Source organism: Enterobacter cloacae complex sp. 342H5 (assembly GCF_050030905.1).
Taxonomy (GTDB): domain Bacteria; phylum Pseudomonadota; class Gammaproteobacteria; order Enterobacterales; family Enterobacteriaceae; genus Enterobacter; species Enterobacter intestinihominis.
Genome location: NZ_JBLGVB010000001.1, coordinates 4,156,877 through 4,181,104, shown reverse-complemented (window position 1 = coordinate 4,181,104; position 24,228 = coordinate 4,156,877). Strand labels below are relative to the sequence as shown.

Genomic DNA, 24,228 nt, shown 5'->3' with positions numbered 1-24,228 from the left:
CAGTGGGCATCTGGTATCAACGCTGGACAGATGCACGTCCTTCCCGGCGCGTCCTTTGCTGGTTGATCGCGTCGGGGATCGTTGCGTTTGCGATTTGGGGAGCGCTGCTCAGACCCGCTGCTCTGTGCTACGCCGATATTCAGGTGCAGGCCAGCAGTGCGAAGCGAATCAACGCCTCGCTGTGGCCAAAGGCTGGGCGGCGACCTGTGGTTACGCAAGTGAAGCCGGTGCAGCCCTTTTCTCCGCTGGCATTTCAGCGTGAGGACGCAAGGCTGGTGTACTGGAAACCGCAGCAGAGTGGGGGAGAGCTGGCGCTGGATGCCTTATGGGGCGCAGTTCCGGCGCTCTTTTCCCGGCTGGCGCTTGAGAACGTGCGGGTGAGCGCGTTTTCCATCACCCCACAGGGAAAACAGCTACGCCTTAGCCTGCAACTGGAGATCGGTCATGCGCAGTAAAACCCGTTTGCTGATCCTGCTTTCTCCGCTTTTCCTGACCGGGATGCGGGATCCCTTCTCCGTGCCGGAAGAGCGTTGCGCAGCAGGGCAACTCAGCCAGTGGCGGTATCAGGGAGTCGTCAGCGGCAGCAGGGATATCGGCCTTATGCAGGACGGGCAGAACCGCTGGCACCGGGTAAAAACGCAGATGCGGTTACCGCCAGGCTGGCGGGTGAGTGCGATAGATACACAACAACTGACCGTTGATGTCGGCGAGATGTGCGAGCCGAAACGATGGACATGGCAGCGAGAAGGAACGAAAAAAAGTGAAGATATGGATAGGGCTGTTACTGGCGGCACTCAGCCAGCCCCTGTGGGCCGCGACGCCAAAACCGGTCACCCTGCTGGTGGATGATGTCCCGGTGGTGCAGGTATTACAGGCGATGGTAGCGCAGGAGGATCGCAATCTGGTGGTGTCGCCGGATGTCAGCGGTTCGCTTTCGCTGAATCTAACGCGGGTGCCCTGGAGGCAGGCGCTTCAGACGGTAGTGAACAGTGCCGGGCTGGTATTGCGGGAAGAGGGCGGCATTTTTTATGTGCATACGGCGGCCTGGCAGCGGGAGCAACAGACGCGTAAAGCGCAGGAGCGGGCCCAGCGTCTGCTCGACGCTCCGCTGCTCTCTCACAGCATTCCGTTTGCTTATGCGGATGCGGCCGAATTGCAAAAAGCGGCGGAAAAGCTCTTAAGCCCGAAAGGCAGTCTCGCCGTCGACAAGCGCACCAACCGTCTCCTGGTCAGGGATAACAAGTCGGTGGTGGATATGCTCCAGCGCTGGGCAGCGCAGATGGATCTGCCCGTCGAGCAGGTAGAACTGGCGGCGCAGATTGTGACCATTAGTGAAAAAAGCCTGCGTGAACTGGGGGTGAAATGGAACCTCGCTGACGCAACGGAGGCCGGTAAGGTGGGTCAGGTCACGACGTTGGGCGCTGACCTGTCGGTGGCCAGTGCAACCACACACGTTGGGTTTAATATCGGGCGCATCAACGGCAGGATGCTGGATCTTGAGTTGTCGGCGCTTGAGCAAAAGCAGCAGGTGGATATCATCGCCAGCCCGCGGCTACTGGCGTCGCACATGCAGCCGGCCAGCATCAAGCAGGGCAGCGAAATCCCGTATCAGGTTTCCAGCGGCGAAAGCGGGGCGACCTCCGTTGAGTTCAAAGAGGCGGTATTAGGCATGGAGGTCACGCCGGTGGTGCTCCCGGGCGGCCGCGTTCGACTGAAGCTGCATATCAGTGAAAATATGCCTGGCCAGGTGCTGCAACAGGCGGACGGCGAAACGCTGGCGATTGATAAGCAGGAGATCGAAACGCAAGTAGAAGTAAAAAGTGGGGAAACGCTCGCGCTGGGCGGGATCTTTTCGCAAAAGAATAAAACCGGACGCGACAGCGTGCCCGTGCTGGGCAACATTCCGTGGCTGGGTCAGTTGTTCCGCCATGACGGAAAAGATAACGAACGGCGCGAGTTAGTGGTGTTTATCACGCCACGTCTGGTCAGTATTCATTAATGGGTAACGATCCCCGCAATGATTTTGCATTCAGTTTGTTGCAGATGTTTGACGTGGGGCATGAATTAGCATACAAGGAGTACCGATTTGAGTTGGACTTACGTCTTATTTCCTTATGCGCCGGGAACGGTGATTTAATCAGTTGCCAAACAAGCCGGAGTATTGAGATAATTTTTCGTCTGACTCTCGCTCTATTGCAAATGAGGTTTCAGTTCATGTCCTGCTACGCCGGGTGTCTGCGCAGCGGGGATTACCATTAACGAATAGTCTTAGTAGTACCGAAAAAATGGCAGAGAAACGCAATATCTTTCTGGTTGGGCCTATGGGTGCCGGCAAAAGCACTATTGGGCGTCAGTTAGCTCAACAACTCAATATGGAATTTTACGATTCTGATCAAGAGATTGAGAAACGAACCGGAGCGGATGTGGGCTGGGTCTTCGACGTAGAAGGCGAAGAAGGTTTCCGTGACCGAGAAGAAAAAGTGATCAACGAACTCACGGAAAAACAGGGCATTGTGCTGGCAACAGGCGGCGGCTCTGTAAAATCTCGCGAAACCCGCAACCGTCTCTCCGCCCGTGGCGTAGTGGTCTATCTTGAGACGACCATCGAAAAACAGCTGGCACGCACGCAGCGTGATAAAAAGCGCCCGTTGTTGCAGGTTGAAACACCGCCACGTGAAGTTCTGGAAGCTTTGGCCGATGAACGCAATCCTCTGTACGAAGAGATTGCTGATGTGACCATTCGTACTGACGATCAAAGCGCTAAAGTGGTTGCAAACCAGATTATTCATATGCTGGAAAGCAACTGATTCTGGCTTTATATACACTCGCCTGCGGGTAAAAGCATTTAAGGTGGATGTCGCGTCATGGAGAGGATTACAGTTACTCTCGGGGAACGTAGTTACCCTATCACCATCGCGGCTGGTTTGTTTAACGATCCAGCTTCCTTCTTACCACTGAAAGCGGGTGATCAGGCGATGCTGGTCACCAACGAGACGCTGGCTCCGCTTTATCTCGACCGTGTACGCCACCTGCTTGAGCAGGCGGGCGTGAAGGTCGACAGTGTGATTCTGCCCGATGGCGAGCAGTACAAAAGCCTGACGGTACTGGATACCGTCTTTACCGCACTTCTGCAAAAACCGCACGGTCGTGATACAACACTGCTTGCCCTGGGCGGCGGCGTTGTGGGCGATCTGACCGGTTTTGCAGCCGCCAGCTACCAGCGCGGTGTGCGCTTTATTCAAATTCCAACCACGTTGCTCTCACAGGTCGATTCTTCTGTGGGCGGTAAAACGGCGGTTAACCATCCGCTCGGCAAAAACATGATTGGCGCGTTCTACCAGCCTGCATCGGTGGTGGTGGATCTCGACTGTCTGCAAACCTTGCCAGCGCGCGAACTGGCGTCCGGCCTTGCAGAAGTGATCAAATACGGCATTATTCTTGACGGTGAGTTCTTCACCTGGCTGGAAGAGAATATGGATGCGCTGCTGCGCCTCGATGGGCAGGCAATGGCCTACTGTATTCGCCGTTGCTGTGAGCTGAAAGCAGAAGTCGTTGCCGCAGATGAGCGTGAAACCGGCTTACGTGCTTTACTGAATCTGGGGCATACGTTTGGTCATGCGATCGAAGCCGAAATGGGCTACGGTAACTGGCTTCACGGTGAAGCTGTCGCTGCCGGAATGGTCATGGCGGCCCGTGCCTCTGAACGTCTGGGGCAGTTCAGGCCGGAAGAGACAGCACGTATCATCACGTTGCTTAAACGTGCTGGCTTGCCGGTGAGTGGTCCGCAGGAAATGTCTGCGCAAGCGTACCTTCCCCACATGATGCGCGATAAAAAAGTATTGGCAGGTGAGATGCGTCTGGTACTCCCGCTTGCAATAGGGAAAAGTGAAGTGCGCGGCGGAGTGCCGCACGAAGTCGTACTTGGCGCTATTGCTGATTGTCAGCAGGCGTAACAACTAGAAAGGTCAGGCTGCTGTAACAGGTGGTCGTTTTAGCTTCAGGTAAATGCAGAGTCGTTGGCAGAAGCCTTTGAGTGGGGTGTTAAATGGATGAATTCAAACCAGAAGACGAGCTGAAACCCGATCCCAGCGATCGTCGTACTGGTCGTTCTCGTCAATCTTCAGAACGTGATAACGAGCCGCAGATCAACTTTGACGATGTCGATCTGGATGCAGACGATCGTCGCCCTTCGCGTAGCCGTAACGCGCGAAATGAGCGTGAAGACGAGGAGTATGAATCCGAAGAAGAGTTAATGGATGAACAGCCTGTTGAACGTCGTCCGCGCAAACGTAAAAAAGCGGTAGCGGCAAAACCGGCCTCCCGTCAGTACATCATGATGGGCCTTGGCGTTTTGGTTCTGGTATTGCTGATTGTCGGCATTGGTTCCGCGCTAAAAGCACCTTCTACCCATTCTACCGAGCAGACAGCGTCTGCCGAGAAGAGCATCGACCTGTCTGGTAACGATGCGAGCAACCAGGCGAATGGCGCTCAGCCAGCGCCGGGCACCACTTCCGCAGAGCAGACCGCAGGTAACACCAGCGCCGGTCAGGATATCTCTCTGCCGCCCGTCTCTGCGACCCCAACTCAGGGCCAGGCGCCTGTTACGCCGGAGGGCCAGCAGCGTGTTGAAGTTCAGGGCGATCTGAATAACGCGCTGACGCAGCCGCAGAATCAGGAGCAGGTTAACGCTGCCGTGGTGAACTCCACGCTGCCTACTGAACCTGCCACCGTTGCGCCAGTTCATGGCAGCAATGCCCAGCAGCAAACGGCGGCAACGGAAACCAAACCGCGCCATACCCAGACTGCGCCGCGTCAGGAGCGTAAGCAGGCTGTGATTGAGCCGAAGCGTGAGACGAAACCGCAGACCGTGGCAAAAGCGCCAGAAACGAAAGCGCCAGCGCAGACAAAACCTGCGGTGAGCCAACCGGTTAAAGCGCCAACGCCTGCGGCAACCGCTGCACCTAAAGCAACGGCGACCACAACCGCGCCTGCTGCAACTGCGGCACCGGCTGCTACGCCAACCGCTAGCGCATCCAGCACCGCGGCAGGTAAAACGACGGGTAACGTGGGTTCTCTGAAATCCGCATCATCCAGCAACTACACGTTGCAGCTGAGCAGTTCGTCTAACTACGACAACCTCAACGCCTGGGCGAAGAAATCGAATCTGAAAAACTATGTGGTTTATCAGACGACCCGTAACGGACAGCCTTGGTACGTTCTGGTAAGCGGAGTTTATGCCTCAAAAGATGAAGCAAAACGAGCCGTCTCCACGCTGCCTGCCGATGTGCAGGCGAAAAACCCGTGGGCGAAGCCAATTCATCAGGTGCAGGCCGATCTGAAGTAATGTTTAAAGCGCAGGATGCTGTCGGAGCTTTCTCCACAGCCGGAGAAGGTGTAATCAGTTAGTCAGCATGAAAAAAAATCGCGCTTTTCTTAAATGGGCAGGGGGGAAATACCCCCTGCTCGACGATATTAAAAAGCACCTGCCGAAAGGCGAGTGTCTTATCGAGCCCTTCGTGGGTGCTGGATCGGTATTCCTGAATACCGATTTTTCTCGTTATATCCTGGCGGATATCAACAGCGACCTTATCAGCCTCTATAACATCGTGAAACTGCGTACCGATGAGTATGTGGAAGAGGCGCGGAAGCTGTTTACGCCAGAGAACAACAACCCGGATATTTACTATCAGTTCCGCGCTGAGTTTAATCAGAGCCAGGACCCGTTCCGTCGCGCGCTGTTGTTTCTTTATCTCAACCGCCATGGCTACAACGGTCTGTGCCGGTATAATCTGCGTGGCGAGTTTAACGTGCCGTTTGGCCGCTATAAGCGTCCCTATTTCCCGCAGGACGAGCTGTATCACTTTGCTGAAAAAGCGCAGAATGCCGAGTTCTACTGTCTCTCCTATGAAGAGTGCATGGAGCTGGCGGGCGTAAACTCGGTGGTCTACTGCGACCCGCCTTACGCGCCGCTGTCTGCCACGGCAAATTTCACCGCCTACCACACCAACAGCTTCAGCCCGGCCGAGCAGGCGCGTCTGGCTGAGATGGCGGAAAAGCTGGTCAGCAAAAGAATTCCGGTGTTAATTTCGAATCACGACACGCCTGATACGCGCGAATGGTACAAAGCCGCGAAGCATTTTCAGGTAAAAGTGCGGCGTAGCATTAGTAGCAATGGCGGCACACGTAAAAAGGTGGACGAACTTCTGGCGCTTTATCGACCCTGAGCCTTTGCCCGCCGGTAAACACATTTCAAGGAGATGCGGATGAAACAGTTTTTGATTGCCCCCTCAATTCTGTCGGCCGATTTTGCCCGCCTGGGTGAGGACACTGCCAAAGCTCTCGCGGCTGGCGCGGATGTCGTCCATTTCGACGTTATGGATAACCACTACGTTCCCAACCTGACCATCGGTCCGATGGTGCTTAAAGCGCTGCGTAACTACGGGATCACCGCGCCCATTGACGTGCATCTGATGGTGAAACCGGTTGACCGCATCGTGCCTGATTTCGCCGCGGCGGGTGCCAGCATCATCACTTTCCACCCGGAAGCCTCCGAACACGTTGACCGCACGCTACAGCTGATCAAAGAGAACGGCTGTAAGGCGGGGCTGGTCTTTAACCCGGCGACCCCGCTGAGCTATCTCGACTACGTGATGGACAAGCTGGACGTGATCCTGCTGATGTCCGTCAACCCGGGCTTTGGCGGCCAGTCGTTTATTCCTCAGACGCTCGACAAGTTGCGTGAAGTGCGCCGCCGCATTGATGAGTCTGGCTATGATATTCGTCTGGAAGTGGACGGCGGCGTGAAGGTCAATAACATCGGTGAGATTGCGGCGGCAGGGGCGGATATGTTCGTCGCAGGCTCCGCCATCTTCGATCAACCGGATTACAAAAAAGTCATTGATGAAATGCGCCGTGAACTGGCGAAGGTAAGTCATGGATAAATTGCAGGCTATTCGGGGTGTAGCATTTGACCTCGACGGCACGCTGGTCGACAGCGCGCCAGGATTAACCCGCGCCGTCGATCAGGCGCTGTATGCCCTTGAACTCCCCGTTGCGGGCGAAGAGCGCGTCGTGACGTGGATTGGTAACGGTGCAGACGTGCTGATGGAGCGCGCGCTGACCTGGGCTCGTCAGGAACGTGCCTCTCAGCGTTCTGCGCAAGGGAAACCGAGTGTTGACCACGCGGATATTCCCCAGGATGAGCAGCAGCGTATTCTGCGCAAACTGTTCGACCGTTTCTACGAAGAGACCGTCGAAGAGGGCAGCTTCCTGTTCCCGGATGTCGCTGAAACGCTGAGCGCGCTACATGCGAAAGGCATCCCGCTGGGGCTGGTGACCAACAAGCCAACACCGTTCGTTGCGCCTCTGCTGGAAGCGCTGGATATCGCGAAATACTTCTCCGTAATTGTGGGCGGCGATGACGTGCAGAATAAAAAGCCGCATCCGGAACCGCTATTGCTGGTGGCAGGAAAATTATCCTTAGCGCCTGCGGAGCTGCTCTTTGTCGGGGATTCCCGCAATGATATTCTGGCTGCCAGAGCGGCAGGTTGCCCGTCTGTTGGGTTGACCTACGGCTACAACTACGGTGAAGCCATTACGCTGAGTGAGCCGGACGTTGTGTTCGACCACTTCAAAGATTTGTTGCCCGCACTCGGGCTCTCGCACAGTGAACATCAGGAATTGAATAATGACTAAGCCCATCGTTTTTAGTGGCGCACAGCCTTCAGGTGAACTGACCATTGGTAACTACATGGGTGCGTTACGTCAGTGGGTGAGCATGCAGGATGACTACCACTGCATTTACTGCATCGTGGATTTGCATGCTATCACCGCGCGTCAGGATCCCGAGAAGCTGCGCAAGGCGACGCTCGATACGCTGTCGCTGTACCTGGCGTGCGGTATCGATCCCGAGAAGAGCACCATTTTCGTTCAGTCTCACGTGCCAGAGCACGCGCAGCTGGGCTGGGCGCTGAACTGCTACACCTATTTCGGCGAGCTGAGCCGCATGACCCAGTTCAAGGATAAATCTGCGCGCTACTCTGAAAACATCAACGCCGGTCTGTTTGATTATCCGGTGCTGATGGCGGCAGATATTCTGCTGTACCAGACCAACCAGGTACCAGTGGGCGAAGATCAGAAGCAGCACCTGGAGCTGAGCCGCGATATCGCCCAGCGCTTCAATGCGCTTTACGGCGACGTGTTCAAAGTGCCTGAGCCGTTTATTCCGAAATCCGGCGCGCGCGTGATGTCGCTGCTGGAGCCGACCAAAAAGATGTCCAAGTCTGACGATAACCGCAACAACGTTATCGGCCTGCTGGAAGATCCGAAATCGGTGGTGAAAAAGCTCAAGCGTGCGGTGACCGACTCCGACGAGCCGCCAGTGGTGCGCTACGACGTGCAGAACAAAGCGGGCGTATCCAACCTGCTGGACATTCTCTCCGGTGTGACCGGACAGAGCATCCCTGAGCTGGAAAAACACTTTGAAGGCAAAATGTACGGCCACCTGAAAGGCGAAGTGGCAGACGCCGTTTCCGGCATGCTGACCGAGTTGCAGGAGCGCTATCACCGTTACCGTAACGACGAAGCTTTCCTGCAAAAAGTGATGAAAGAGGGCGCGGAAAAAGCCAGCGCGCGCGCCTCCGAAACCCTGAAAGCGGTGTACGACGCGATTGGGTTTGTGGCGAAACCTTAAGCCGCTTTGCCGGGTGGCGCTTACGCTTACCCGGCCTACGGGACCGTGTAGGTCGGGTAAGGCGGAGCCGCCACCCGACAAAACTGACGAAAAAAAACCGGGAAATCCCCGGTTTTTTTACGCCTGAAAAACGCTTACTGCTGTGCCGCCGGGCCGCAACCGCCAATGATCTTCGAAATGGAGATCGCCGGGTGAAGCAGGTAATCGTAGCTGCAATTATTTTTAGTATTTTGAACGTGACCGGTGCAGGCCGTCAGAGTTGTTAACAGGCCGACCAGAACGGCAGCTTTTGCCAGTTTGAACATACGCATTCCTTGTCAATAAAATCAAAAAATTGGATGTAACACGAGGGAATAAATGGAAAAGTTCCATTACGCGGGCGGTATGTTATCGACTGAGGTAAGAAGGGAGTAGTCCGCTTCAAGACTACTCCCGGGAGAGAGATTGTGCGTTAGTGGCTGGAGAACCAGTTCAGTTTTTCACGCAGTGCTACCACGCGGCCCACCACGATCAGCGCCGGGCTTTCAACCTGCTGCGCCAGCTCGCCCAGCTGCGTCAGTACGCCATCGACCACGCGCTGCGTAATGGCGGTACCGTTTTCTACCAGTGCGACCGGCATATCTGCTTCCATGCCGTGCTCCAGCAGTTTCGCCTGAATCGTGGCTGCCTGATTTAGCCCCATATAAAAGACCAACGTCTGCTTTTCAGCGGCCAGATTATGCCAGTCCAGTTCGCTGCCGGTTTTCAGGTGGCCTGTCACCAGGCGCACGCTCTGGGCATAGTCGCGATGGGTTAACGGAATGCCGGAATAGGCAGAACAGCCGGATGCCGCCGTAATTCCCGGCACCACGGAGAACGGAATGCCCGCGTTGCAGAGAGTTTCCAGCTCCTCGCCGCCGCGACCAAAGATAAACGGATCGCCCCCTTTCAGACGCACCACACGCTTACCTTTTTGCGCTTCCCGCAGCAGGATCTGGTTGATCTCCTCCTGCGGTACGCAGTGATAACCTGCCCGTTTGCCGACGAATACGCGGTCAGCATCGCGGCGCACCAGATTCATGATGTCATCAGAGACCAGACGGTCATATACCACGATGTCCGCCTGCTGGATCTGCTGGAGACCCTTCAGCGTCAGCAAGCCCGCATCGCCGGGACCTGCGCCCACCAGTACCACTTCACCGCGATGATCCAGCGGTTCAGAGAGGAGTTGCTCGGTCGTCTCTTCAACCGCTTTGGCGTCCTGATTGGCCAGCGACTGCGCCAGCCTGTCGTTGACAAAGAACTTCTCCCAGAAGCGACGGCGTTCGCCCACGGTTGCGAAGGTTTGCTTCACGCGGGAACGCAGCTGCCCGGCATAATGCGCAATCTGACCAAGGTGTTGAGGCAGCACGGCTTCCAGTTTTTCCCGCAGCAGACGGGCAAGAACGGGCGAGCGGCCACCGGACGACACCGCAATCATCAGCGGCGAGCGGTCGATAATGGATGGCATGATAAAGCTCGCCTCTTTCGGCGCATCCACCACGTTACAGAAGATGCGGCGCGCTTCGCAGGCGTCGCTGACGCGCTGGTTAACGTCATCGTTATCCGTTGCGGCGATGGTCAGCCAGCAGGTATCCAGCAGGGATTCATCAAATTCGCCCTGCACTTGCGTGAGCATCCCTTCCTGCGCCCAGACGTCAAACTGTGGGGCGAAGGTGAGGGCGTTAACGGTCAGTCTGGCGCCCGCCTCTAACAGCAGGCGCGCCTTGCGTTCAGCCACATCGCCGCCGCCCACGAGCAGGCAGTCGCGGTTGCGTAATTGACAAAAAATCGGCAGGTGATCCACGACGTTACCTCACAGCATTCATGGCGGGGGAAGAATTGACGTCAGGATAACAGCAGGAATCGTACAGAACATACGGTTTTTCCTGCCGTTACCCATAAGGGGTCATAAGCCTTTCCTATTGAAAAGGCGAGGGGTTACGCTTTCAGCTGCACCTCGCCGTCCTTCACGCGGACGTCGTAGTGTTTGACCGAGAAGCTTTCATCTTCCATGCAGCGCCCGTCGGTTAAGCGGAAGCGCTGCTTTTTCAGCGGGCTGGCAACCCACAGTTCGCCCTGGTGCTCCGCAATCAGACCGCGGGAGAGCACGCTGGCCTCGAAAAACGGGTCGATATTGCTGATGGCAAAAACCTGTTCATCGTGGCGAGGGCGGAAAATCGCTACCTGCTCGTTGCCCAGCAGGGCACAGACGCCGGTTGCTGGCAGAATGTCGTTAATGTTGCAGATGTTTACCCACTGGCTCATGCGTTTTCCTCCACCAGCATCACCGGAATACGTTCATACGGGGTCGCTGGACGATGCTGTTCGCGCTCCGGCACCACCTGCACGTTCGGGTCGCGCTGGGTGCTGTTGATAAAGTGTTTGAAGCGCGTCTGCGCCGCTGGCGTGTTCACGGTTTCGGTCCACTCGCAGATAACCGCCTCGCGCAGGCGAGTCATCTCGGATTCCAGCTGTTCATTCAGGCCCAGCTTGTCGTCGATAATGACTGACTTCAGGTAGTCGATGCCGCCTTCGAGATTATCCAGCCAGGACGCGGTACGGGTCAGCTTATCGGCGGTACGAATGTAGAACATCATGAAGCGGTCGAGGTATTTGATCAGCGTATCGCGATCGAGATCGGCAGCCAGCAGATCGGCGTGGCGAGGTTTCATCCCGCCGTTACCGCACACGTACAGGTTCCAGCCTTTCTCGGTGGCGATAATACCCACGTCTTTACCCTGTGCTTCCGCACATTCACGGGTACACCCTGAGACGCCGAACTTCATTTTGTGCGGCGTACGGATGCCTTTGTAGCGGTTTTCCAGCTCGACGCCGAAGCCCACGCTGTCGCCCACGCCGTAGCGGCACCAGGTGCTGCCCACGCAGGTTTTCGCCATGCGCAGCGCCTTGGCGTACGCGTGACCGGTTTCGAAGCCCGCCTCAATCAGCTGACGCCAGATTTCCGGCAGGTCATCTTTCTGCGCACCGAACAGGCCGATACGCTGGGAACCGGTGATTTTAGTGTACAGGTTAAACTCACGGGCGATACGGCCCACGGCGACCAGCCCTTCAGGGGTAATTTCCCCCCCGGCAGAACGCGGGATCACCGAGTAAGTCCCGTCTTTCTGAATATTGGCCAGGAAGTTATCGTTGGTGTCCTGAAGCGGAGTGTGTTCTGGTTTGAGCACATATTCGTTCCAGCAGGACGCCAGCAGGGAACCGACGGTAGGCTTACATACTTCACAGCCGTAGCCCTGGCCGTGTTTCTCCAGCAGTTCGTCGAAGGATTTAATGCCCTCCACGCGGATCAGGTGATACAGCTCCTGGCGAGAGTAAGCGAAGTGCTCGCACAGGTTGTTGTTCACTTCAATGCCCTGTTTTGCCAGCTCGGCGTTCAGCACCTGGGTGACCAGCGGGATACAGCCGCCGCAGCCGGTCCCGGCTTTGGTTTCCGCCTTCAGCGCCGCAACGGTGTGGCAGCCTTTGTTAATGGCGGAGATCAGCATGCCTTTGGTGACGTCGAAGCAGGAGCAGATTTGCGCGCTGTCCGGCAGTTTATCCACGCCAATGGACGGCTTACCGCTGGAGGCGTGCGCCGGGAGGATCAGCGCGTCCGGGTTTTCCGGCAGCTCAATGGCGTTCAGCACCAGCTGGAGCAGGTTGCCGAAGTCGCTGGTGTCGCCCACCAGCACCGCCCCGAGCAGGGTTTTGTTATCCTGGCTGACGATAAGACGTTTGTAGACTTCTTTGCTTTCGTCCAGATAAACATAGCTGCGGGAGTTCGGGGTGCGACCATGCGCATCGCCAATACCGCCCACGTCCACGCCCAGCAGCTTCAGCTTGGCGCTCATGTCTGCGCCGGTGAAGGCATTTTCGCTTCCGAGGATATGGTCAACGGCGACCTGCGCCATTTTGTACCCAGGTGCAACCAGACCGTATACGCGGTTATTCCAGCTGGCGCATTCGCCGATGGCGTAGATGTCCGGATCGGAGGTCTGGCAGGTGTCGTTGATCATGATCCCGCCGCGCTGCGCAACGGCCAGACCGCACTGGGTGGCCAGCTTGTCGCGCGGGCGAATGCCGGTGGAGAAGACGATGAAATCCACTTCCAGCTCGCTGCCGTCGGCAAAGCGCATGGTTTTACGCGCTTCAGTGCCTTCCTGCACGATCTCTTTAGTGTTCTTGCTGGTGTGAACCTTCACGCCCATGCTTTCGATTTTACGGCGTAGCTGGTCGCCACCCATATGGTCCAGCTGTTCCGCCATCAGCATCGGGGCAAATTCGATGACGTGGGTTTCAACGCCGAGGTTTTTCAGTGCGCCTGCGGCTTCCAGACCCAGCAGACCACCGCCGACAACCGCGCCGCGTTTGCTTCGACGTGCGCAGGATTCAATGGCGTTGAGGTCTTCAATGGTACGGTAAACGAAGCAATCCTGGGTTTCCGAGCCTTTAATCGGCGGGATCCACGGATACGAGCCTGTCGCCATGATCAGCTTATCGTAAAAAACCGTACGTCCGGCGCTGGAGTGGATCACTTTCTCCTGACGGTTGATGGTGATAGCGCGTTCGCCCACCAGCACTTTTACGCCATGCTTCTCGTAGAAACCTTCGCGCACCAGAGAGAGTTCTTCGGCGGTATGGTGAGAGAAGTAGGAAGACAAGTGCACACGGTCGTACGCCTTGCGGGGTTCTTCACAGAACACGGTAATATCGAACTGGTTAGCATCGGCTTTATCGAGAAGATCCTCAATAAAGCGGTGGCCGACCATGCCGTTACCGATGATAGCGAGTCTGACTTTGCTCATTTTTGCCTCGATTTCTTTTCTATTACTGCCTACCTTAACGATTCAGCAGGGGCACTTATTGATGCAAATCAAATACACCTTCACCTACCCCTTAGGGGGTATATCTATGATTTGTCAGGATTTTTATAAGTGACGGATATTGTTTGATTTTTGTGCTTGCTTGTTTTTCGCACAATTTTGGTGGGGTTTTTTACCCATCGGCGGGCGGGGCGGGTGAGCAGGGGAAAACCCCTTTGCAGTACGCAAAGGGGTTACGGCGATTAGTGGGTAGCTGTTGCCGGGTTGTGTTGACGGTGACGGGTCACAAAGCCCAGCACGAAGCACATGATGAACACCACGGCGTACAGACCGTTAGCGGTATGCAGCGCCGCCAGCGGGCCGCTGTGCGCCACAATTGGGCCCGTGACCACGAAGGTCAGCATGGTGCCGATGGTGCCGCAGGTCAGCACGAAGTTCACCAGCTTCGGTGAGGCCACTTTGGTCTGAAGAGAGCCAAGGGTGATGATCGAGGTATAAATCGCGCTGGAGAAGAAGCCCAGGGTCAGGATGAACCACGGCATATGCTCCGGGGAACCGTTGATGAACAGATACATCAGCACGGTTGCCAGACCCGCCAGAACGGTCAGGATCCGTTGCAGGTCGAAGAAGCGCAGGATAAAGCTAAACGCCCACATGCCGAACATGTAAGACATCCAGAAATCGCTCACCAGCTTGCCCGCGTCGTTCAGGCTCATGCCCAGACCTTTCGCGTATTCCGGAACCCAGGAGATAAAGCCCAGCTGGCCCAGGATGTAACACAGCGCGGCGATGGAAAGGAACAGTACGCCGATACCCCATTTTTCTTTCGCAACTGGCTCAGACGTGGTCTGCGCTTTTTTGCCCAGCACCGGGAACTCGCAGCCGAAGGTGAGAATAAAGATCGCGACATAGACCAGACCAATGCAGGCGTACACCCAGTACCACTCAATGCTGCGCGCCAGAAGATACGCGGCGACCATCGGGAAAATCATCCCGGCCATGCTGAAGAAGGAGTCGGTGAACAGCAGACGCGCGCCGCGCTGGCGACCTTCATACATATGGGTGATCAGGAACGTACCGATCGACATGGTGATCCCGCTCACCAGGCCCAGCACGAACATGGCGGCAGAGAAGAGGGCGATGCTGTGGCTCAGCACCAGGCCCGCCACGGCGGCAACCATCAGCACGAAGCCGAAGCGCAGCTGGGTTTTCAGCGGCACGATTTCCATCAGCCAGGCATTAAGGAAAATAGAGATCAGGATCCCCGCGTTCAGGAAAGTGAAGGTATTGCTCATGCTGGAAACGGGCAACTGGAAATAGTCTGCGATATTTCCCATCACCATCCCGGTGACGATCACCAACGCGCCGGTCAGGGCGTAGGAGAAGAAGCTGATCCATGTGAGCTTGATGCGATTGCTGTTAGTCATGTCTGGCCTGTTAAAAGTAAAGAAAAACGCAATGACTGCGTTTGAGCGGGCAGATTTTAGTCGCGAAAGTGATCTAATTAAATCTTTTCAGAAAATATTGAGCACAATTGCAGGCTTTAACGTGATGGAGATCACATTATATCGCGGGGTGAACAATCGTTTGCGCGGTAATAATTGTTTCAATTTCGTAAAATTAGGTAAAAGACTGGTCTGGGGTCATACTGCTCTTTAGAATCAAGCCATTCGCTTTTTATACTGCGCTTTGTTAAGGAATTCTCATGCTCAAATCAACACTGGCGGCTGTCGCAGCTGTGTTTGCTCTTTCTGCCGTTTCCCCTGCTGCGCTGGCAGCTAAAGGAGACCCTCACGTCCTGCTGACTACCTCTGCGGGGAATATTGAGCTGGAGCTGGATAGCCAGAAAGCCCCTGTTTCCGTGAAAAACTTCCTCGACTACGTGAACAGTGGTTTTTATAACAACACCACGTTCCACCGCGTGATCCCGGGCTTTATGATTCAGGGCGGCGGTTTCAACGAGCAGATGCAGCAGAAAAAGCCTAACCCGCCAATCAAAAATGAAGCGGATAACGGCCTGCTGAACAAGCGCGGCACCATTTCTATGGCGCGTACGGCGGATAAAGACAGCGCCACCAGCCAGTTCTTCCTCAACGTGGCGGATAACGCCTTCCTGGACCACGGCCAGCGCGACTTTGGCTACGCGGTGTTCGGTAAAGTGGTGAAAGGCATGGACGTGGCGGACAAGATCTCTCAGGTTCAGACTCACGATGTCGGTCCATACCAGAATGTGCCGTCTAAGCCAGTGGTGATTCTCTCCGCGAAAGTGCTGCCGTAATCGTTCCCTCACACGGGCACATCCTGCCCGTGTCTTTCCGCCCTCCCTGCGAAAGCGCGTTTTGCTGCTTATACTTGTGGCAAACGGACTATTCAGGGAGGCGTAGTGAAAAAACTCACCGAAAAGCAAAAATCCCGACTCTGGGAGCAACAGCGTAGCGTCAATCTTCAGGCCAGTTGCCTCCTTGAAAAAGGCAAGGGTCCCGCTGAACCCGATATCGAGACGCTGGCACTGGGGCCTTCTGCACCGGGTTTACCCCATCTGTGCCTTATTCACCGCCATTTATTCCGCAACGAAATGAAAGGCGCTGGCGAGCTGCGCACCGCCGATATCTCCAAGGGCGACATTCCATTTTGCCATTTCGAGTACATCGAGAAGGTGGGTAATGAGCTGATGGCTTCGCTGGAAAGCGATAAATATCTGGTGGGCCTTCAGAAAGAAGAGTTTACAGACAGAATCAGTCATTACTACTGTGAAATCAACATGCTACATCCGTTTATGAGCGGTAATGGCGTGGCTCAGCGCATCTTCTTTGAACAGCTGGCGATCCATGCGGGCTACGTGCTGAACTGGCAGGGGATCGACCCGGACGACTGGGCATCCGCCAACCAGAGCGGGGCGATGGGTGATCTGACCGCCCTGAATGCTATCTTTGCCAAAGTTGTGAGCGAAGCGCGGGGATCTGAGTAAAATAGGACGGCCATTTTTTCAGGAGCCGCCATGATTCTGCTGATTGATAACTACGATTCCTTTACCTGGAACCTTTACCAGTATTTTTGTGAGCTGGGGGCAGAGGTGGTTGTCCGCCGTAACGATGAGATCGCGCTGGCTGACATTGACGCGCTGGCGCCCCAGAAAATCGTGATTTCGCCCGGGCCGTGTACGCCGTCGGAGTCCGGTATCTCGCTGGAGGTAATCCGCCACTATGCGGGCAAGCTGCCGATTCTGGGCGTCTGCCTGGGTCACCAGGCCATTGCGCAGGTCTTTGGCGCCACCATTGTCCGTGCCGCGAAAGTCATGCACGGCAAAACCTCACCGATCACGCACACCGGTACCGGCGTATTCCTGGGGCTAAACAATCCGTTAACCGTGACGCGCTACCATTCTCTGGTGATTGATCCGCCGACCCTGCCCGCAGACTTTGAAGTGACAGCCTGGAGTGAGACCCGGGAAATCATGGGCATTCGCCACCGCGAGTACGATCTGGAAGGGGTGCAGTTCCACCCGGAAAGCATTCTCAGCGAACAGGGGCACGCGCTGCTGGCCAATTTCCTTAATCGCTGAATATCTGTTGCCTTGTTGTGATTTTTTATGCATATTTTGTGATTATATTTTCACAAGCTCTGTGACATAAAAATGGATGGTCATGACATGGCAACTGAACAACCAGCAATTACCCGCGCGACATTCGATGAAGTGATCCTGCCGATTTATGCACCGGCTGAGTTTATCCCGGTGAAAGGGAGAGGCAGCCGCGTCTGGGATCAGCAGGGCAACGAGTATGTTGATTTCGCAGGCGGTATTGCGGTGACGGCGCTGGGCCATTGCCATCCTGCGCTGGTGGACGCGCTGAAAACGCAGGGCGAAACGCTGTGGCACACCAGCAACGTGTTCACTAACGAACCGGCGCTGCGTCTGGGGCGTAAGATCATCGATGCCACCTTCGCCGAACGCGTGCTGTTTATGAACTCTGGCACCGAAGCCAACGAAACCGCCTTTAAGCTTGCGCGCTACTACGCAACCACGCGTCATAGTCCGTACAAAACCAAAATCATCGCCTTCCATAACGCCTTCCACGGTCGCTCGTTCTTTACCGTTTCCGTTGGCGGCCAGCCGAAGTATTCCGACGGCTTTGGTCCGAAACCTGCGGATATCATCCACGTGCCGTTTAACGATCTGCACGCCGTTAAAGCGGTGATGGACGATCACACCTGTGCCGTGGTGGTCGAACCCATTCAGGGGGAAGGCGGCGTCACGGCGGCCACCCCGGAATTTCTGCAAGGTCTGCGTGAGCTGTGCGACGAGCACCAGGCGCTGCTGGTGTTTGATGAAGTGCAGTGTGGGATGGGGCGTACCGGAGACCTGTTCGCTTATATGCACTACGGCGTAACGCCGGATATTCTGACCAGCGCGAAAGCGCTCGGCGGCGGTTTCCCGGTCAGCGCGGTGCTCACCACCCAGGATATTGCTTCCGCATTTCATGTGGGCTCACACGGCTCCACTTACGGCGGTAATCCGCTGGCGTGCGCCGTGGCGGGAGCGGCGTTCGACATCATTAATACGCCGGACGTCCTGAATGGCGTGAATGCGAAACGCGCCCTTTTTGTGAAACATCTTCAGCAGATTGACGAACAGTTTGATGTCTTCAGCGACATCCGCGGAATGGGGCTGCTGATCGGCGCCGAGCTGAAGCCTCAGTACAAAGGCCGCGCGCGTGATTTCCTGCACGCCGCCGCGCACGAAGGCGTCATGGTGCTCAACGCCGGGCCGGACGTGATGCGCTTCGCGCCGTCGCTGGTGGTGGAAGACAAAGACATCGAAGACGGGTTAACCCGTTTTTCCGCGGCGGTGGCGAAGATCGTCAGAGGCTAATACGCGGTTCGTTTTAACCGGCGCGTTAACCAAATCCCGTGATGCGGACGCTGACGCCATGCCACCGACGAAATGGTGTGCATGGTGTTGAGATGCCCGAGAACGCGCTGTAAATGCTGCTCAAGGGTGCTCATCGGCCCGTGGGTCAGCGTCTCCGGCGCTTCCAGAATGTTCGAATCCCCTGACTCGCCCGGCGCGTCGTACTCCAGACGCTGCTGACAGCGCTGGAGGGCAATTTCACACGACTGCAAATAGCGCTGCGCCAGATCCGGCGTCAGCATGGTGTGCTCGCGCGCCAGCGTGGTCATGGCATTGATGTGTTCGACGATAAACTGGCTGTGCGTGACCCACAGCTTCATGTCTGCCAGATAGTGCGAGTTGAAGCCCGGCTCCTGCATGGCCTGGTTAAGGGAGTTGAACAGGGCATTATGCGCCTGGTTGACCTTCATGCGCTCGTAGGCCAGCGGAGACGGCTGCGGGTCGTCGCTCAGGATCAGGCGAATGGCCTGCTGATCCGCCTCCAGCGCGTCGTGGGCGTTTTGCCTCAGTAATCCACTTTGCCACTGCGGCCACAGCCAGACCATGCCGCCAAAGGCGATCAGGCAGCCAATCAGGGTATCGACCAGGCGGGCAATAATTAACTGATCGGCGTTGAGCGTAAGCAACTGCAGGGTGTACACCGCCGTTACCGTAAAGCCCACCGTCGCCCAGCCGTAGTTTTTACGGATGATCAGATAACTCACCATCGTAATCGCCAGCATGCCGACCAGCGTATACCCTTCCGGCACGTGGAAGTGCAACGTTACGCCCGCGATAATCAGCCCCGCCATCGTGCCGCCCGCCCGATGCAGAATGCGCACCCGCGTGGCGCCATAGCCGTTCTGGGTGACAAACAGCACGGTCATTAAGATCCAGTAGGGTTTCGGCAGGTGCAGGGCCATTCCCATCAGGCTGGCGATGCTGAGCATGACGCTAATTCTTGCGGCGTTGCGCAGGGCGGAAGACTTCAGCGACAGGTAGCTTTTGAGCGCAGGCAGCAACGGCAGTCGTTTTTGCTTATCGGCCATCAGGTCCCGAGCATAAAGCGGGCGCTGGGTGCGCAACACCCGGGCGATGCGGCTGAAATGCCAGGCGGCAAACTGCCCGACCGGGTTATCCGCGTGCTGACGCGCAATCTTTTCCAGCGCGCCGAGCTGTTTGTCCATGTTAAAGCGCGTCGGATAGCGGTGATAGAGGATATCGTCAGCCAGCACCCGCAGGCGCGCCGCGACGGTCTGCGCGTTCCAGCGGATCACCGCTTCCGCATGGCTGCGCTCCACCAGCTTTTGCACCTCTTCCGGATTATGAAGGCTGACGGAAATATGCTCCTGCAAATCCAGCCCGACCTGGAAGGTACGCAGCAGCCGCTTATATTCATGATTTTTGTTGGCGGCAAGCATGTGCAACTGCTGATAGCACTGGCTGATCAGATCCACCACTTTTTGCTGGCGTGCCAGCAGCGGCGGCAGGGATTTTTCCGGGTCGGTATGTTGCGTGAGCAGGGTGTATTTTGCTTCACAGTATTCAGCAAGCTGCACGTAGAGCAGGCTCAGGGATTCGCGAAGCGGCTGTTCCCGCCACAACCAGAACCAGAACCAGTTAAACAGCCCGTACCACAGCGTGCCGAGGGCGTAGATCAGCAATGGCTCCCACACCGGCATATTGCCCGCAAGGCTTAAGGTGAAGATGGCGGCAATCAGCGACGCAGGAAGCAGGCGGGCGTGCAGCGAGCTGATTTCAGCGGTTACGCCAAGCGTCATCGCCAGCACGGTCAGGATCAGCGGCAGAGGAATGTCGCGGGCCAGTAAGAGTTGCACGGCAAGGCTACAGCCGGCAAACAGGCAGCCGCCAATAATCAGGCGTTTGAAAAAGCGTTTATGCGGGGTGTCCAGACCGGCAATGTTGCAGCAGGCGGGCACGAGGGAAAACAGCAGGCCTTGCTGAAGATGTCCGAGGATCAGGCCCACGGCCACGGGAAGACACAACACCAGCGTTTGTCGCAGTGCGTAGTTAACTTCCGGGTGATAGATCAGCCTGCGCCACATAAGGAGTAGAGACAAAAACGGCGTGCCACCCTGCGGCGGCACGCCGTTTTACCGGAATTAACGGGTCCCGTAAACCACGATGGTTTTACCGTGGGCGGAGATCAGGTTTTGATCTTCCAGCATCTTCAGGATACGGCCCACTGTTTCACGGGAGCAGCCGACGATCTGACCGATTTCCTGGCGGGTAATTTTAATTTGCATACCGTCAGGGTGGGTCATGGCGTCTGGCTGTTTCGCCAGGTTCAACAGAGTCTGCGCGATACGACCGGTCACGTCCAGGAAGGCGAGGTTACCCACCTTCTCAGAGGTCACTTGCAGACGGCGTGCCATCTGGGAAGAAAGACGCATCAGGATGTCAGGGTTGACCTGAATCAGCTGACGGAATTTCTTGTAAGAAATTTCAGCCACTTCACATGCTGTTTTTGCACGAACCCAGGCGCTACGTTCCTGGCCTTCTTCAAACAGGCCCAGTTCACCGATAAAATCGCCCTGGTTCAGATAAGAAAGGATCATCTCTTTCCCTTCTTCATCTTTGATCAGCACGGCCACCGAGCCTTTAACGATGTAATACAACGTTTCCGCTTTTTCACCCTGGTGAATCAGCGTGCTCTTTGATGGGTACTTATGAATGTGGCAATGAGACAAGAACCATTCGAGAGTCGGGTCTGTTTGCGGTTTGCCAAGCACCATGCGCTGTTATCCTCTGTTATAAGCTGTCACCAGAGTCATAAGATGCATCCGGACTCTGGGGTTGCAATCGAATTCTTACCCATACCTGGGAAGTCGGCTGTCGTAACGTTTCGCAGCCAGTAAAGTTTGATGTCCTCTGCATACATGTGTAACGTCAATGTATTACTGTAGCATCCAGAGTGTTTTAGCATAGCTTTCGCCGCGTGTCTCCTGGTGTCTCGCTTCAGCATGACGCAGGTCGCCTTCCGTTGCGAGAAATGTAACGTACACGTAATCTGTCATAAAAAATGCAACGTTGGAGTGAGTGAATATGCAAGCGCGTGTGAAATGGGTTGAAGGGTTAACGTTCCTGGGCGAGTCTGCCTCCGGGCACCAGGTTTTGATGGATGGCAACTCCGGCGATAAAGCCCCAAGCCCGATGGAAATGGTGCTGATGGCGGCAGGTGGATGCAGCGCGATCGACGTGGTGTCGATCCTGCAAAAAGGCCGTCATGACGTGACCGATTGTGAAGTGAAGCTGACGTCAGAACGTCGCGAAGAGGCGCCACGTCTGTTCACGCATATTAATCTGCACTTTATCGTCACCGGCAAAGAACTGAAGGATGCGGCGGTCTCGCGTGCGGTTGACCTGTCTGCGGAGAAATACTGCTCTGTGGCGCTAATGCTGGAGAAAGCGGTAAACATCACCCATTCGTATGAAGTGATCGAGGCTTAATTTTTGGCGGGTGGCGCTTCGCTTACCCGCCCTACAAAAGCACGCCCGTAGGCCCGGTAAGCGCAGCGCCACCGGGCAAAACAACTCACGCGATTTGCTTTCCTTCCATCAGCCGCTGCACCAGCGGCGTCATGATCAGCTCCATCGCCAGCCCCATTTTTCCGCCCGGTACCACTAACGTATTCATGTGCGAAATAAACGAACCTTGTAGCATCGCCAGCAGCCAGGGGTAATCAATGCCTTCCAGGTTGCGGAAGTGGATCACCACAAAGCTCTCGTCCAGGGAAGGGATGCTTTTTGCGGCGAACGGGTTGGAGGTGTCCACGGTGGGGACGCGCTGGAAGTTAATGTGGGTTCGGGAGAACTGCGGCGTCAGGAAGTTGATGTAATCTTCCATGGAGCGCACCACCGAGTCCATGACCGCCTCTCGCGAATGGCCGCGCTCGCTCATGTCACGCGTCAGCTTCTGGATCCACTCAAGGTTAACAATCGGCACCACCCCCACCAGCAAATCCACATGGCGCGCCACGTCGTGCTGAGGCGTCACCACGCCGCCGTGCAATCCTTCGTAAAACAGCACGTCAGTCGGTTCCGGCAGCGGCTGCCAGGGCGTGAACGTGCCGGGGACCTGGTTCCAGGGCACGGCTTCATCGTAGGTATGGAGATACTTGCGGGACTGCCCGGTGCCGCTCTGCCCGTATTCACGGAAGGTTTGCTCCAGCAGGCCGAAGTCATTGGCCTCCGGGCCAAAATAGCTGATGTGTTTACCCAGATCGCGCGCCTTGCGGATGGCCATATCCATCTCCGGGCGCGTGTAGCGGTGAAAGCTGTCGCCCTCTACCTCTGCCGCCCGTAAGTTAAGCTGGGCGAAAATCTTGCGGAAGGCGAGGCTGGTGGTAGTGGTTCCCGCCCCACTCGAACCCGTAACGGCAATAACCGGATGTCTGGCAGACATAGCAACTCCCTGACTGGAAAAGTGTAAGATCAGCCATGAAACGCGTTGCGGGGCATGATATTCACCGTCTCATGCAGTTCGGACCATACCAGCACCACGTCGCCGCTTTTAAGCTGGCGCTTCACATCGCTGACCTTTTGTTCAAGCGAACGTTCATGTTCACCATAATCGGTGCCTTCGCGCAAGACAAAGCTTTCAATCAGATTATCGAGCGTGTCGGGAGAGAGATCCTGCCAGGGAATAATCATTTTTTACCGTCCAGATAGGCCGTTAACCAGTCGGGTATACGCGTCTCAAGCCACATTTTTGGCCGACGCAGCGTGCCGCCAACAAAGCCCACGTGCCCGCCGAACTCGGTGAGCTGATACTCCACGTTATCCGGCAGATAGTCAGGGGCGGGGATCGAGTGATGATCCATAAACGGATCGTCTTTGGCGTGGATAATCAGCGTGGGTTTCGTGATTTGATTCAGTAAAGGCATGGCGCTGCACTGACGGTAATAGTCAATCGCATCGGCAAAGCCGTGAATTTTAGAGGTGATCAAATCATCAAACTCGCGCAGGCGCTTCACGCGTTTGAGCTGTTGCAGCGTCACAGGCAGCGTATCCGGATAGGCCTTAAGTTTACGTGCGGCGTTGGCTTTCAGCAGGTTGAGCAGGTAGCGCTGATAGACCCGCGAAAACCCTTTTTCCATATGATAACTGCACTGCTCCAGCATAAAGGGCGCAGAGACAATCACCGCCGCATCCAGCGGCACCGCGTCGCTCTCCTTCGCCAGCAGGCAGGCCAGCATATTCCCGCCCAGCGAATACCCCACCGCTGCCGTTGGTGCTTCGCCGAAATTGTCTCTTAGCCAGCGCAGGAACCAGGAGCCGTCCTCGGTTTCACCCGAGTGATAAATGCGTTTCTGACGGTTAGGCTCGCCGCTGCATCCGCGAAAATGCATCACCACCCCAAGCCAGCCGCGGGCTTTCGCCGCCTCAATGAGACCGTGTGCGTAAGGGCTGTGCAGGCTGCCTTCCAGGCCGTGAAAAACCACCAGACGGGGTTTATGTCTGGCCCGATCCGGATCTTCGCTCCAGGCGAGATCCAAAAAGTCACCGTCCGGCAGGTCAATGCGCTGCCAGTGGGGGTTGAACTGCACCTTGCGGCGGATCAGGCGCGGCAGCATGGTTTGCAGGTGAGGGTTAGCCACACCGCGCATGGGCACGAACTCTGCGCTCTCTTCGGCTGCAATGTCGAAGTCTGAGGGAATGATTTGGGTCATAAGGGCGATGCTGATTCTTGTCAGAAATTAACTATACCTTCCGAATTGTACCCCGTTTAGCCCGTTTTTCCGAAACATGAACTGATCCCGATCACATTTCTTTACCTTGAT

General features: G+C 56.1%; 25 protein-coding genes. 15 read left to right on the top strand and 10 right to left on the bottom strand.

Annotation, left to right across the window (positions count from 1 at the left end; translation table 11 throughout):
- Nucleotides 1-2: 2 nt before the first annotated feature.
- From ACQG03_RS20055 to trpS, 10 genes are all read left to right on the top strand, one after another.
- Nucleotides 3-455: a hypothetical protein gene (locus ACQG03_RS20055; protein WP_022649624.1), complete on the top strand. Its 453-nt coding sequence runs from the start codon at nt 3-5 to the stop codon at nt 453-455.
- On the top strand, nt 445-849 hold the full coding sequence (locus ACQG03_RS20050; protein WP_032621951.1) for a HofP DNA utilization family protein: 405 nt from the start codon (nt 445-447) through the stop codon (nt 847-849). Before ACQG03_RS20055 ends, ACQG03_RS20050 begins: the two co-directional genes overlap by 11 nt.
- Nucleotides 761-1,999 (top strand): DNA uptake porin HofQ, encoded by a 1,239-nt coding sequence (gene hofQ / locus ACQG03_RS20045; RefSeq protein WP_058677383.1) that lies wholly within the window; start codon nt 761-763, stop codon nt 1,997-1,999. Before ACQG03_RS20050 ends, hofQ begins: the two co-directional genes overlap by 89 nt.
- 286 nt (nt 2,000-2,285) lie before the next feature.
- Entirely contained in the window at nt 2,286-2,807 is a 522-nt protein-coding gene (gene aroK, locus ACQG03_RS20040; protein WP_003861630.1) for a shikimate kinase AroK, read from the top strand.
- 57 nt (nt 2,808-2,864) lie between these two features.
- A complete protein-coding gene (gene aroB / locus ACQG03_RS20035; protein WP_022649622.1) occupies nt 2,865-3,953 on the top strand; it encodes a 3-dehydroquinate synthase in 1,089 nt (362 codons plus the stop codon).
- Between the two features lie 92 nt (nt 3,954-4,045).
- Nucleotides 4,046-5,344, top strand: coding sequence for a cell division protein DamX (damX, locus tag ACQG03_RS20030; protein ID WP_022649621.1), 1,299 nt, complete (start codon nt 4,046-4,048; stop codon nt 5,342-5,344).
- Nucleotides 5,345-5,411: 67 nt separating this feature from the next.
- The gene (dam, locus tag ACQG03_RS20025) at nt 5,412-6,224 is read left to right on the top strand and encodes an adenine-specific DNA-methyltransferase (protein WP_022649620.1); all 813 of its coding nucleotides are present in this window, start codon (nt 5,412-5,414) and stop codon (nt 6,222-6,224) included.
- A gap of 39 nt (nt 6,225-6,263) precedes the next feature.
- Complete coding sequence (rpe, locus tag ACQG03_RS20020; RefSeq protein WP_003861634.1) at nt 6,264-6,941, top strand: ribulose-phosphate 3-epimerase; 678 nt, start codon at nt 6,264-6,266, stop codon at nt 6,939-6,941.
- Nucleotides 6,934-7,695, top strand: a complete 762-nt coding sequence (gene gph / locus ACQG03_RS20015) for a phosphoglycolate phosphatase (protein ID WP_017384158.1) — start codon at nt 6,934-6,936, stop codon at nt 7,693-7,695. The genes rpe and gph overlap by 8 nt, the downstream gene beginning before the upstream one ends.
- On the top strand, nt 7,688-8,692 hold the full coding sequence (trpS, locus tag ACQG03_RS20010; protein WP_032626783.1) for a tryptophan--tRNA ligase: 1,005 nt from the start codon (nt 7,688-7,690) through the stop codon (nt 8,690-8,692). Before gph ends, trpS begins: the two co-directional genes overlap by 8 nt.
- A 134-nt stretch (nt 8,693-8,826) precedes the next feature.
- On the opposite strand, the gene ACQG03_RS20005 is transcribed toward trpS, so the two are convergent.
- From ACQG03_RS20005 to tsgA, 5 genes are all read right to left on the bottom strand, one after another.
- Nucleotides 8,827-8,997 (bottom strand): YhfL family protein, encoded by a 171-nt coding sequence (locus tag ACQG03_RS20005; protein ID WP_003861638.1) that lies wholly within the window; start codon nt 8,995-8,997, stop codon nt 8,827-8,829.
- Nucleotides 8,998-9,143: 146 nt separating this feature from the next.
- Nucleotides 9,144-10,517 (bottom strand): siroheme synthase CysG, encoded by a 1,374-nt coding sequence (gene cysG, locus ACQG03_RS20000; protein WP_022649618.1) that lies wholly within the window; start codon nt 10,515-10,517, stop codon nt 9,144-9,146.
- A gap of 134 nt (nt 10,518-10,651) precedes the next feature.
- The gene (nirD, locus tag ACQG03_RS19995) at nt 10,652-10,978 is read right to left on the bottom strand and encodes a nitrite reductase small subunit NirD (protein WP_022649617.1); all 327 of its coding nucleotides are present in this window, start codon (nt 10,976-10,978) and stop codon (nt 10,652-10,654) included.
- Nucleotides 10,975-13,518 carry a nitrite reductase large subunit NirB gene (gene nirB / locus ACQG03_RS19990; protein ID WP_022649616.1) on the bottom strand — a complete coding sequence of 848 codons (2,544 nt, stop codon included), beginning with the start codon at nt 13,516-13,518 and terminating at the stop codon, nt 10,975-10,977. The genes nirD and nirB overlap by 4 nt, the downstream gene beginning before the upstream one ends.
- 260 nt (nt 13,519-13,778) lie before the next feature.
- Nucleotides 13,779-14,963 carry an MFS transporter TsgA gene (gene tsgA, locus ACQG03_RS19985; protein ID WP_022649615.1) on the bottom strand — a complete coding sequence of 395 codons (1,185 nt, stop codon included), beginning with the start codon at nt 14,961-14,963 and terminating at the stop codon, nt 13,779-13,781.
- 278 nt (nt 14,964-15,241) lie between these two features.
- On the opposite strand from tsgA, the gene ppiA reads away from it, so the two are divergent.
- The 4 genes from ppiA to argD all read left to right on the top strand — a co-directional run bounded on the left by ppiA (nt 15,242) and on the right by argD (nt 18,406).
- Complete coding sequence (gene ppiA / locus ACQG03_RS19980; RefSeq protein ID WP_022649614.1) at nt 15,242-15,814, top strand: peptidylprolyl isomerase A; 573 nt, start codon at nt 15,242-15,244, stop codon at nt 15,812-15,814.
- 105 nt (nt 15,815-15,919) lie between these two features.
- Nucleotides 15,920-16,504: a putative adenosine monophosphate-protein transferase Fic gene (locus tag ACQG03_RS19975; protein ID WP_063163902.1), complete on the top strand. Its 585-nt coding sequence runs from the start codon at nt 15,920-15,922 to the stop codon at nt 16,502-16,504.
- 30 nt (nt 16,505-16,534) lie between these two features.
- Nucleotides 16,535-17,098: an aminodeoxychorismate synthase component 2 gene (gene pabA / locus ACQG03_RS19970; RefSeq protein WP_023307105.1), complete on the top strand. Its 564-nt coding sequence runs from the start codon at nt 16,535-16,537 to the stop codon at nt 17,096-17,098.
- 87 nt (nt 17,099-17,185) lie between these two features.
- Complete coding sequence (argD, locus tag ACQG03_RS19965) at nt 17,186-18,406, top strand: bifunctional acetylornithine/succinyldiaminopimelate transaminase (RefSeq protein ID WP_179954859.1); 1,221 nt, start codon at nt 17,186-17,188, stop codon at nt 18,404-18,406.
- Here the strand turns inward: argD and ACQG03_RS19960 are convergent.
- Both ACQG03_RS19960 and crp read right to left on the bottom strand, forming a co-directional pair.
- A complete protein-coding gene (locus ACQG03_RS19960) occupies nt 18,403-20,490 on the bottom strand; it encodes a YccS/YhfK family putative transporter (RefSeq protein ID WP_046620320.1) in 2,088 nt (695 codons plus the stop codon). The two genes, argD and ACQG03_RS19960, sit on opposite strands and share 4 nt — an antisense overlap.
- A gap of 57 nt (nt 20,491-20,547) precedes the next feature.
- Nucleotides 20,548-21,180: a cAMP-activated global transcriptional regulator CRP gene (crp, locus tag ACQG03_RS19955; protein WP_000242758.1), complete on the bottom strand. Its 633-nt coding sequence runs from the start codon at nt 21,178-21,180 to the stop codon at nt 20,548-20,550.
- A gap of 310 nt (nt 21,181-21,490) precedes the next feature.
- On the opposite strand from crp, the gene ACQG03_RS19950 reads away from it, so the two are divergent.
- Nucleotides 21,491-21,895 (top strand): OsmC family protein, encoded by a 405-nt coding sequence (locus ACQG03_RS19950; protein ID WP_022649609.1) that lies wholly within the window; start codon nt 21,491-21,493, stop codon nt 21,893-21,895.
- 85 nt (nt 21,896-21,980) lie between these two features.
- On the opposite strand, the gene ACQG03_RS19945 is transcribed toward ACQG03_RS19950, so the two are convergent.
- The 3 genes from ACQG03_RS19945 to ACQG03_RS19935 are packed head-to-tail and all read right to left on the bottom strand — an operon-like array spanning nt 21,981 to nt 24,117.
- The gene (locus tag ACQG03_RS19945) at nt 21,981-22,850 is read right to left on the bottom strand and encodes a phosphoribulokinase (RefSeq protein WP_003861663.1); all 870 of its coding nucleotides are present in this window, start codon (nt 22,848-22,850) and stop codon (nt 21,981-21,983) included.
- Between the two features lie 29 nt (nt 22,851-22,879).
- Nucleotides 22,880-23,098 (bottom strand): YheU family protein, encoded by a 219-nt coding sequence (locus ACQG03_RS19940; protein WP_022649608.1) that lies wholly within the window; start codon nt 23,096-23,098, stop codon nt 22,880-22,882.
- A complete protein-coding gene (locus ACQG03_RS19935; protein WP_048966613.1) occupies nt 23,095-24,117 on the bottom strand; it encodes a hydrolase in 1,023 nt (340 codons plus the stop codon). The genes ACQG03_RS19940 and ACQG03_RS19935 overlap by 4 nt, the downstream gene beginning before the upstream one ends.
- Nucleotides 24,118-24,228 lie beyond the last annotated feature (111 nt).

Bases quoted from the DNA above. Each gene is read 5' to 3' on its own strand.
- nirB (WP_022649616.1), bottom strand. From the start codon at position 13,518: ATGAGCAAAGTCAGACTCGCTATCATCGGTAACGGCATGGTCGGCCAC.
- pabA (WP_023307105.1), top strand. From the start codon at position 16,535: ATGATTCTGCTGATTGATAACTACGATTCCTTTACCTGGAACCTTTAC.
- dam (WP_022649620.1), top strand. From the start codon at position 5,412: ATGAAAAAAAATCGCGCTTTTCTTAAATGGGCAGGGGGGAAATACCCC.
- ACQG03_RS20005 (WP_003861638.1), bottom strand. From the start codon at position 8,997: ATGTTCAAACTGGCAAAAGCTGCCGTTCTGGTCGGCCTGTTAACAACT.
- ACQG03_RS19960 (WP_046620320.1), bottom strand. From the start codon at position 20,490: ATGTGGCGCAGGCTGATCTATCACCCGGAAGTTAACTACGCACTGCGA.
- crp (WP_000242758.1), bottom strand. From the start codon at position 21,180: ATGGTGCTTGGCAAACCGCAAACAGACCCGACTCTCGAATGGTTCTTG.
- trpS (WP_032626783.1), top strand. From the start codon at position 7,688: ATGACTAAGCCCATCGTTTTTAGTGGCGCACAGCCTTCAGGTGAACTG.
- ACQG03_RS19935 (WP_048966613.1), bottom strand. From the start codon at position 24,117: ATGACCCAAATCATTCCCTCAGACTTCGACATTGCAGCCGAAGAGAGC.
- rpe (WP_003861634.1), top strand. From the start codon at position 6,264: ATGAAACAGTTTTTGATTGCCCCCTCAATTCTGTCGGCCGATTTTGCC.
- ACQG03_RS20050 (WP_032621951.1), top strand. From the start codon at position 445: ATGCGCAGTAAAACCCGTTTGCTGATCCTGCTTTCTCCGCTTTTCCTG.
- ACQG03_RS19940 (WP_022649608.1), bottom strand. From the start codon at position 23,098: ATGATTATTCCCTGGCAGGATCTCTCTCCCGACACGCTCGATAATCTG.
- gph (WP_017384158.1), top strand. From the start codon at position 6,934: ATGGATAAATTGCAGGCTATTCGGGGTGTAGCATTTGACCTCGACGGC.
- aroK (WP_003861630.1), top strand. From the start codon at position 2,286: ATGGCAGAGAAACGCAATATCTTTCTGGTTGGGCCTATGGGTGCCGGC.
- ACQG03_RS19945 (WP_003861663.1), bottom strand. From the start codon at position 22,850: ATGTCTGCCAGACATCCGGTTATTGCCGTTACGGGTTCGAGTGGGGCG.
- tsgA (WP_022649615.1), bottom strand. From the start codon at position 14,963: ATGACTAACAGCAATCGCATCAAGCTCACATGGATCAGCTTCTTCTCC.
- ppiA (WP_022649614.1), top strand. From the start codon at position 15,242: ATGCTCAAATCAACACTGGCGGCTGTCGCAGCTGTGTTTGCTCTTTCT.
- aroB (WP_022649622.1), top strand. From the start codon at position 2,865: ATGGAGAGGATTACAGTTACTCTCGGGGAACGTAGTTACCCTATCACC.
- damX (WP_022649621.1), top strand. From the start codon at position 4,046: ATGGATGAATTCAAACCAGAAGACGAGCTGAAACCCGATCCCAGCGAT.
- ACQG03_RS19950 (WP_022649609.1), top strand. From the start codon at position 21,491: ATGCAAGCGCGTGTGAAATGGGTTGAAGGGTTAACGTTCCTGGGCGAG.
- argD (WP_179954859.1), top strand. From the start codon at position 17,186: ATGGCAACTGAACAACCAGCAATTACCCGCGCGACATTCGATGAAGTG.
- nirD (WP_022649617.1), bottom strand. From the start codon at position 10,978: ATGAGCCAGTGGGTAAACATCTGCAACATTAACGACATTCTGCCAGCA.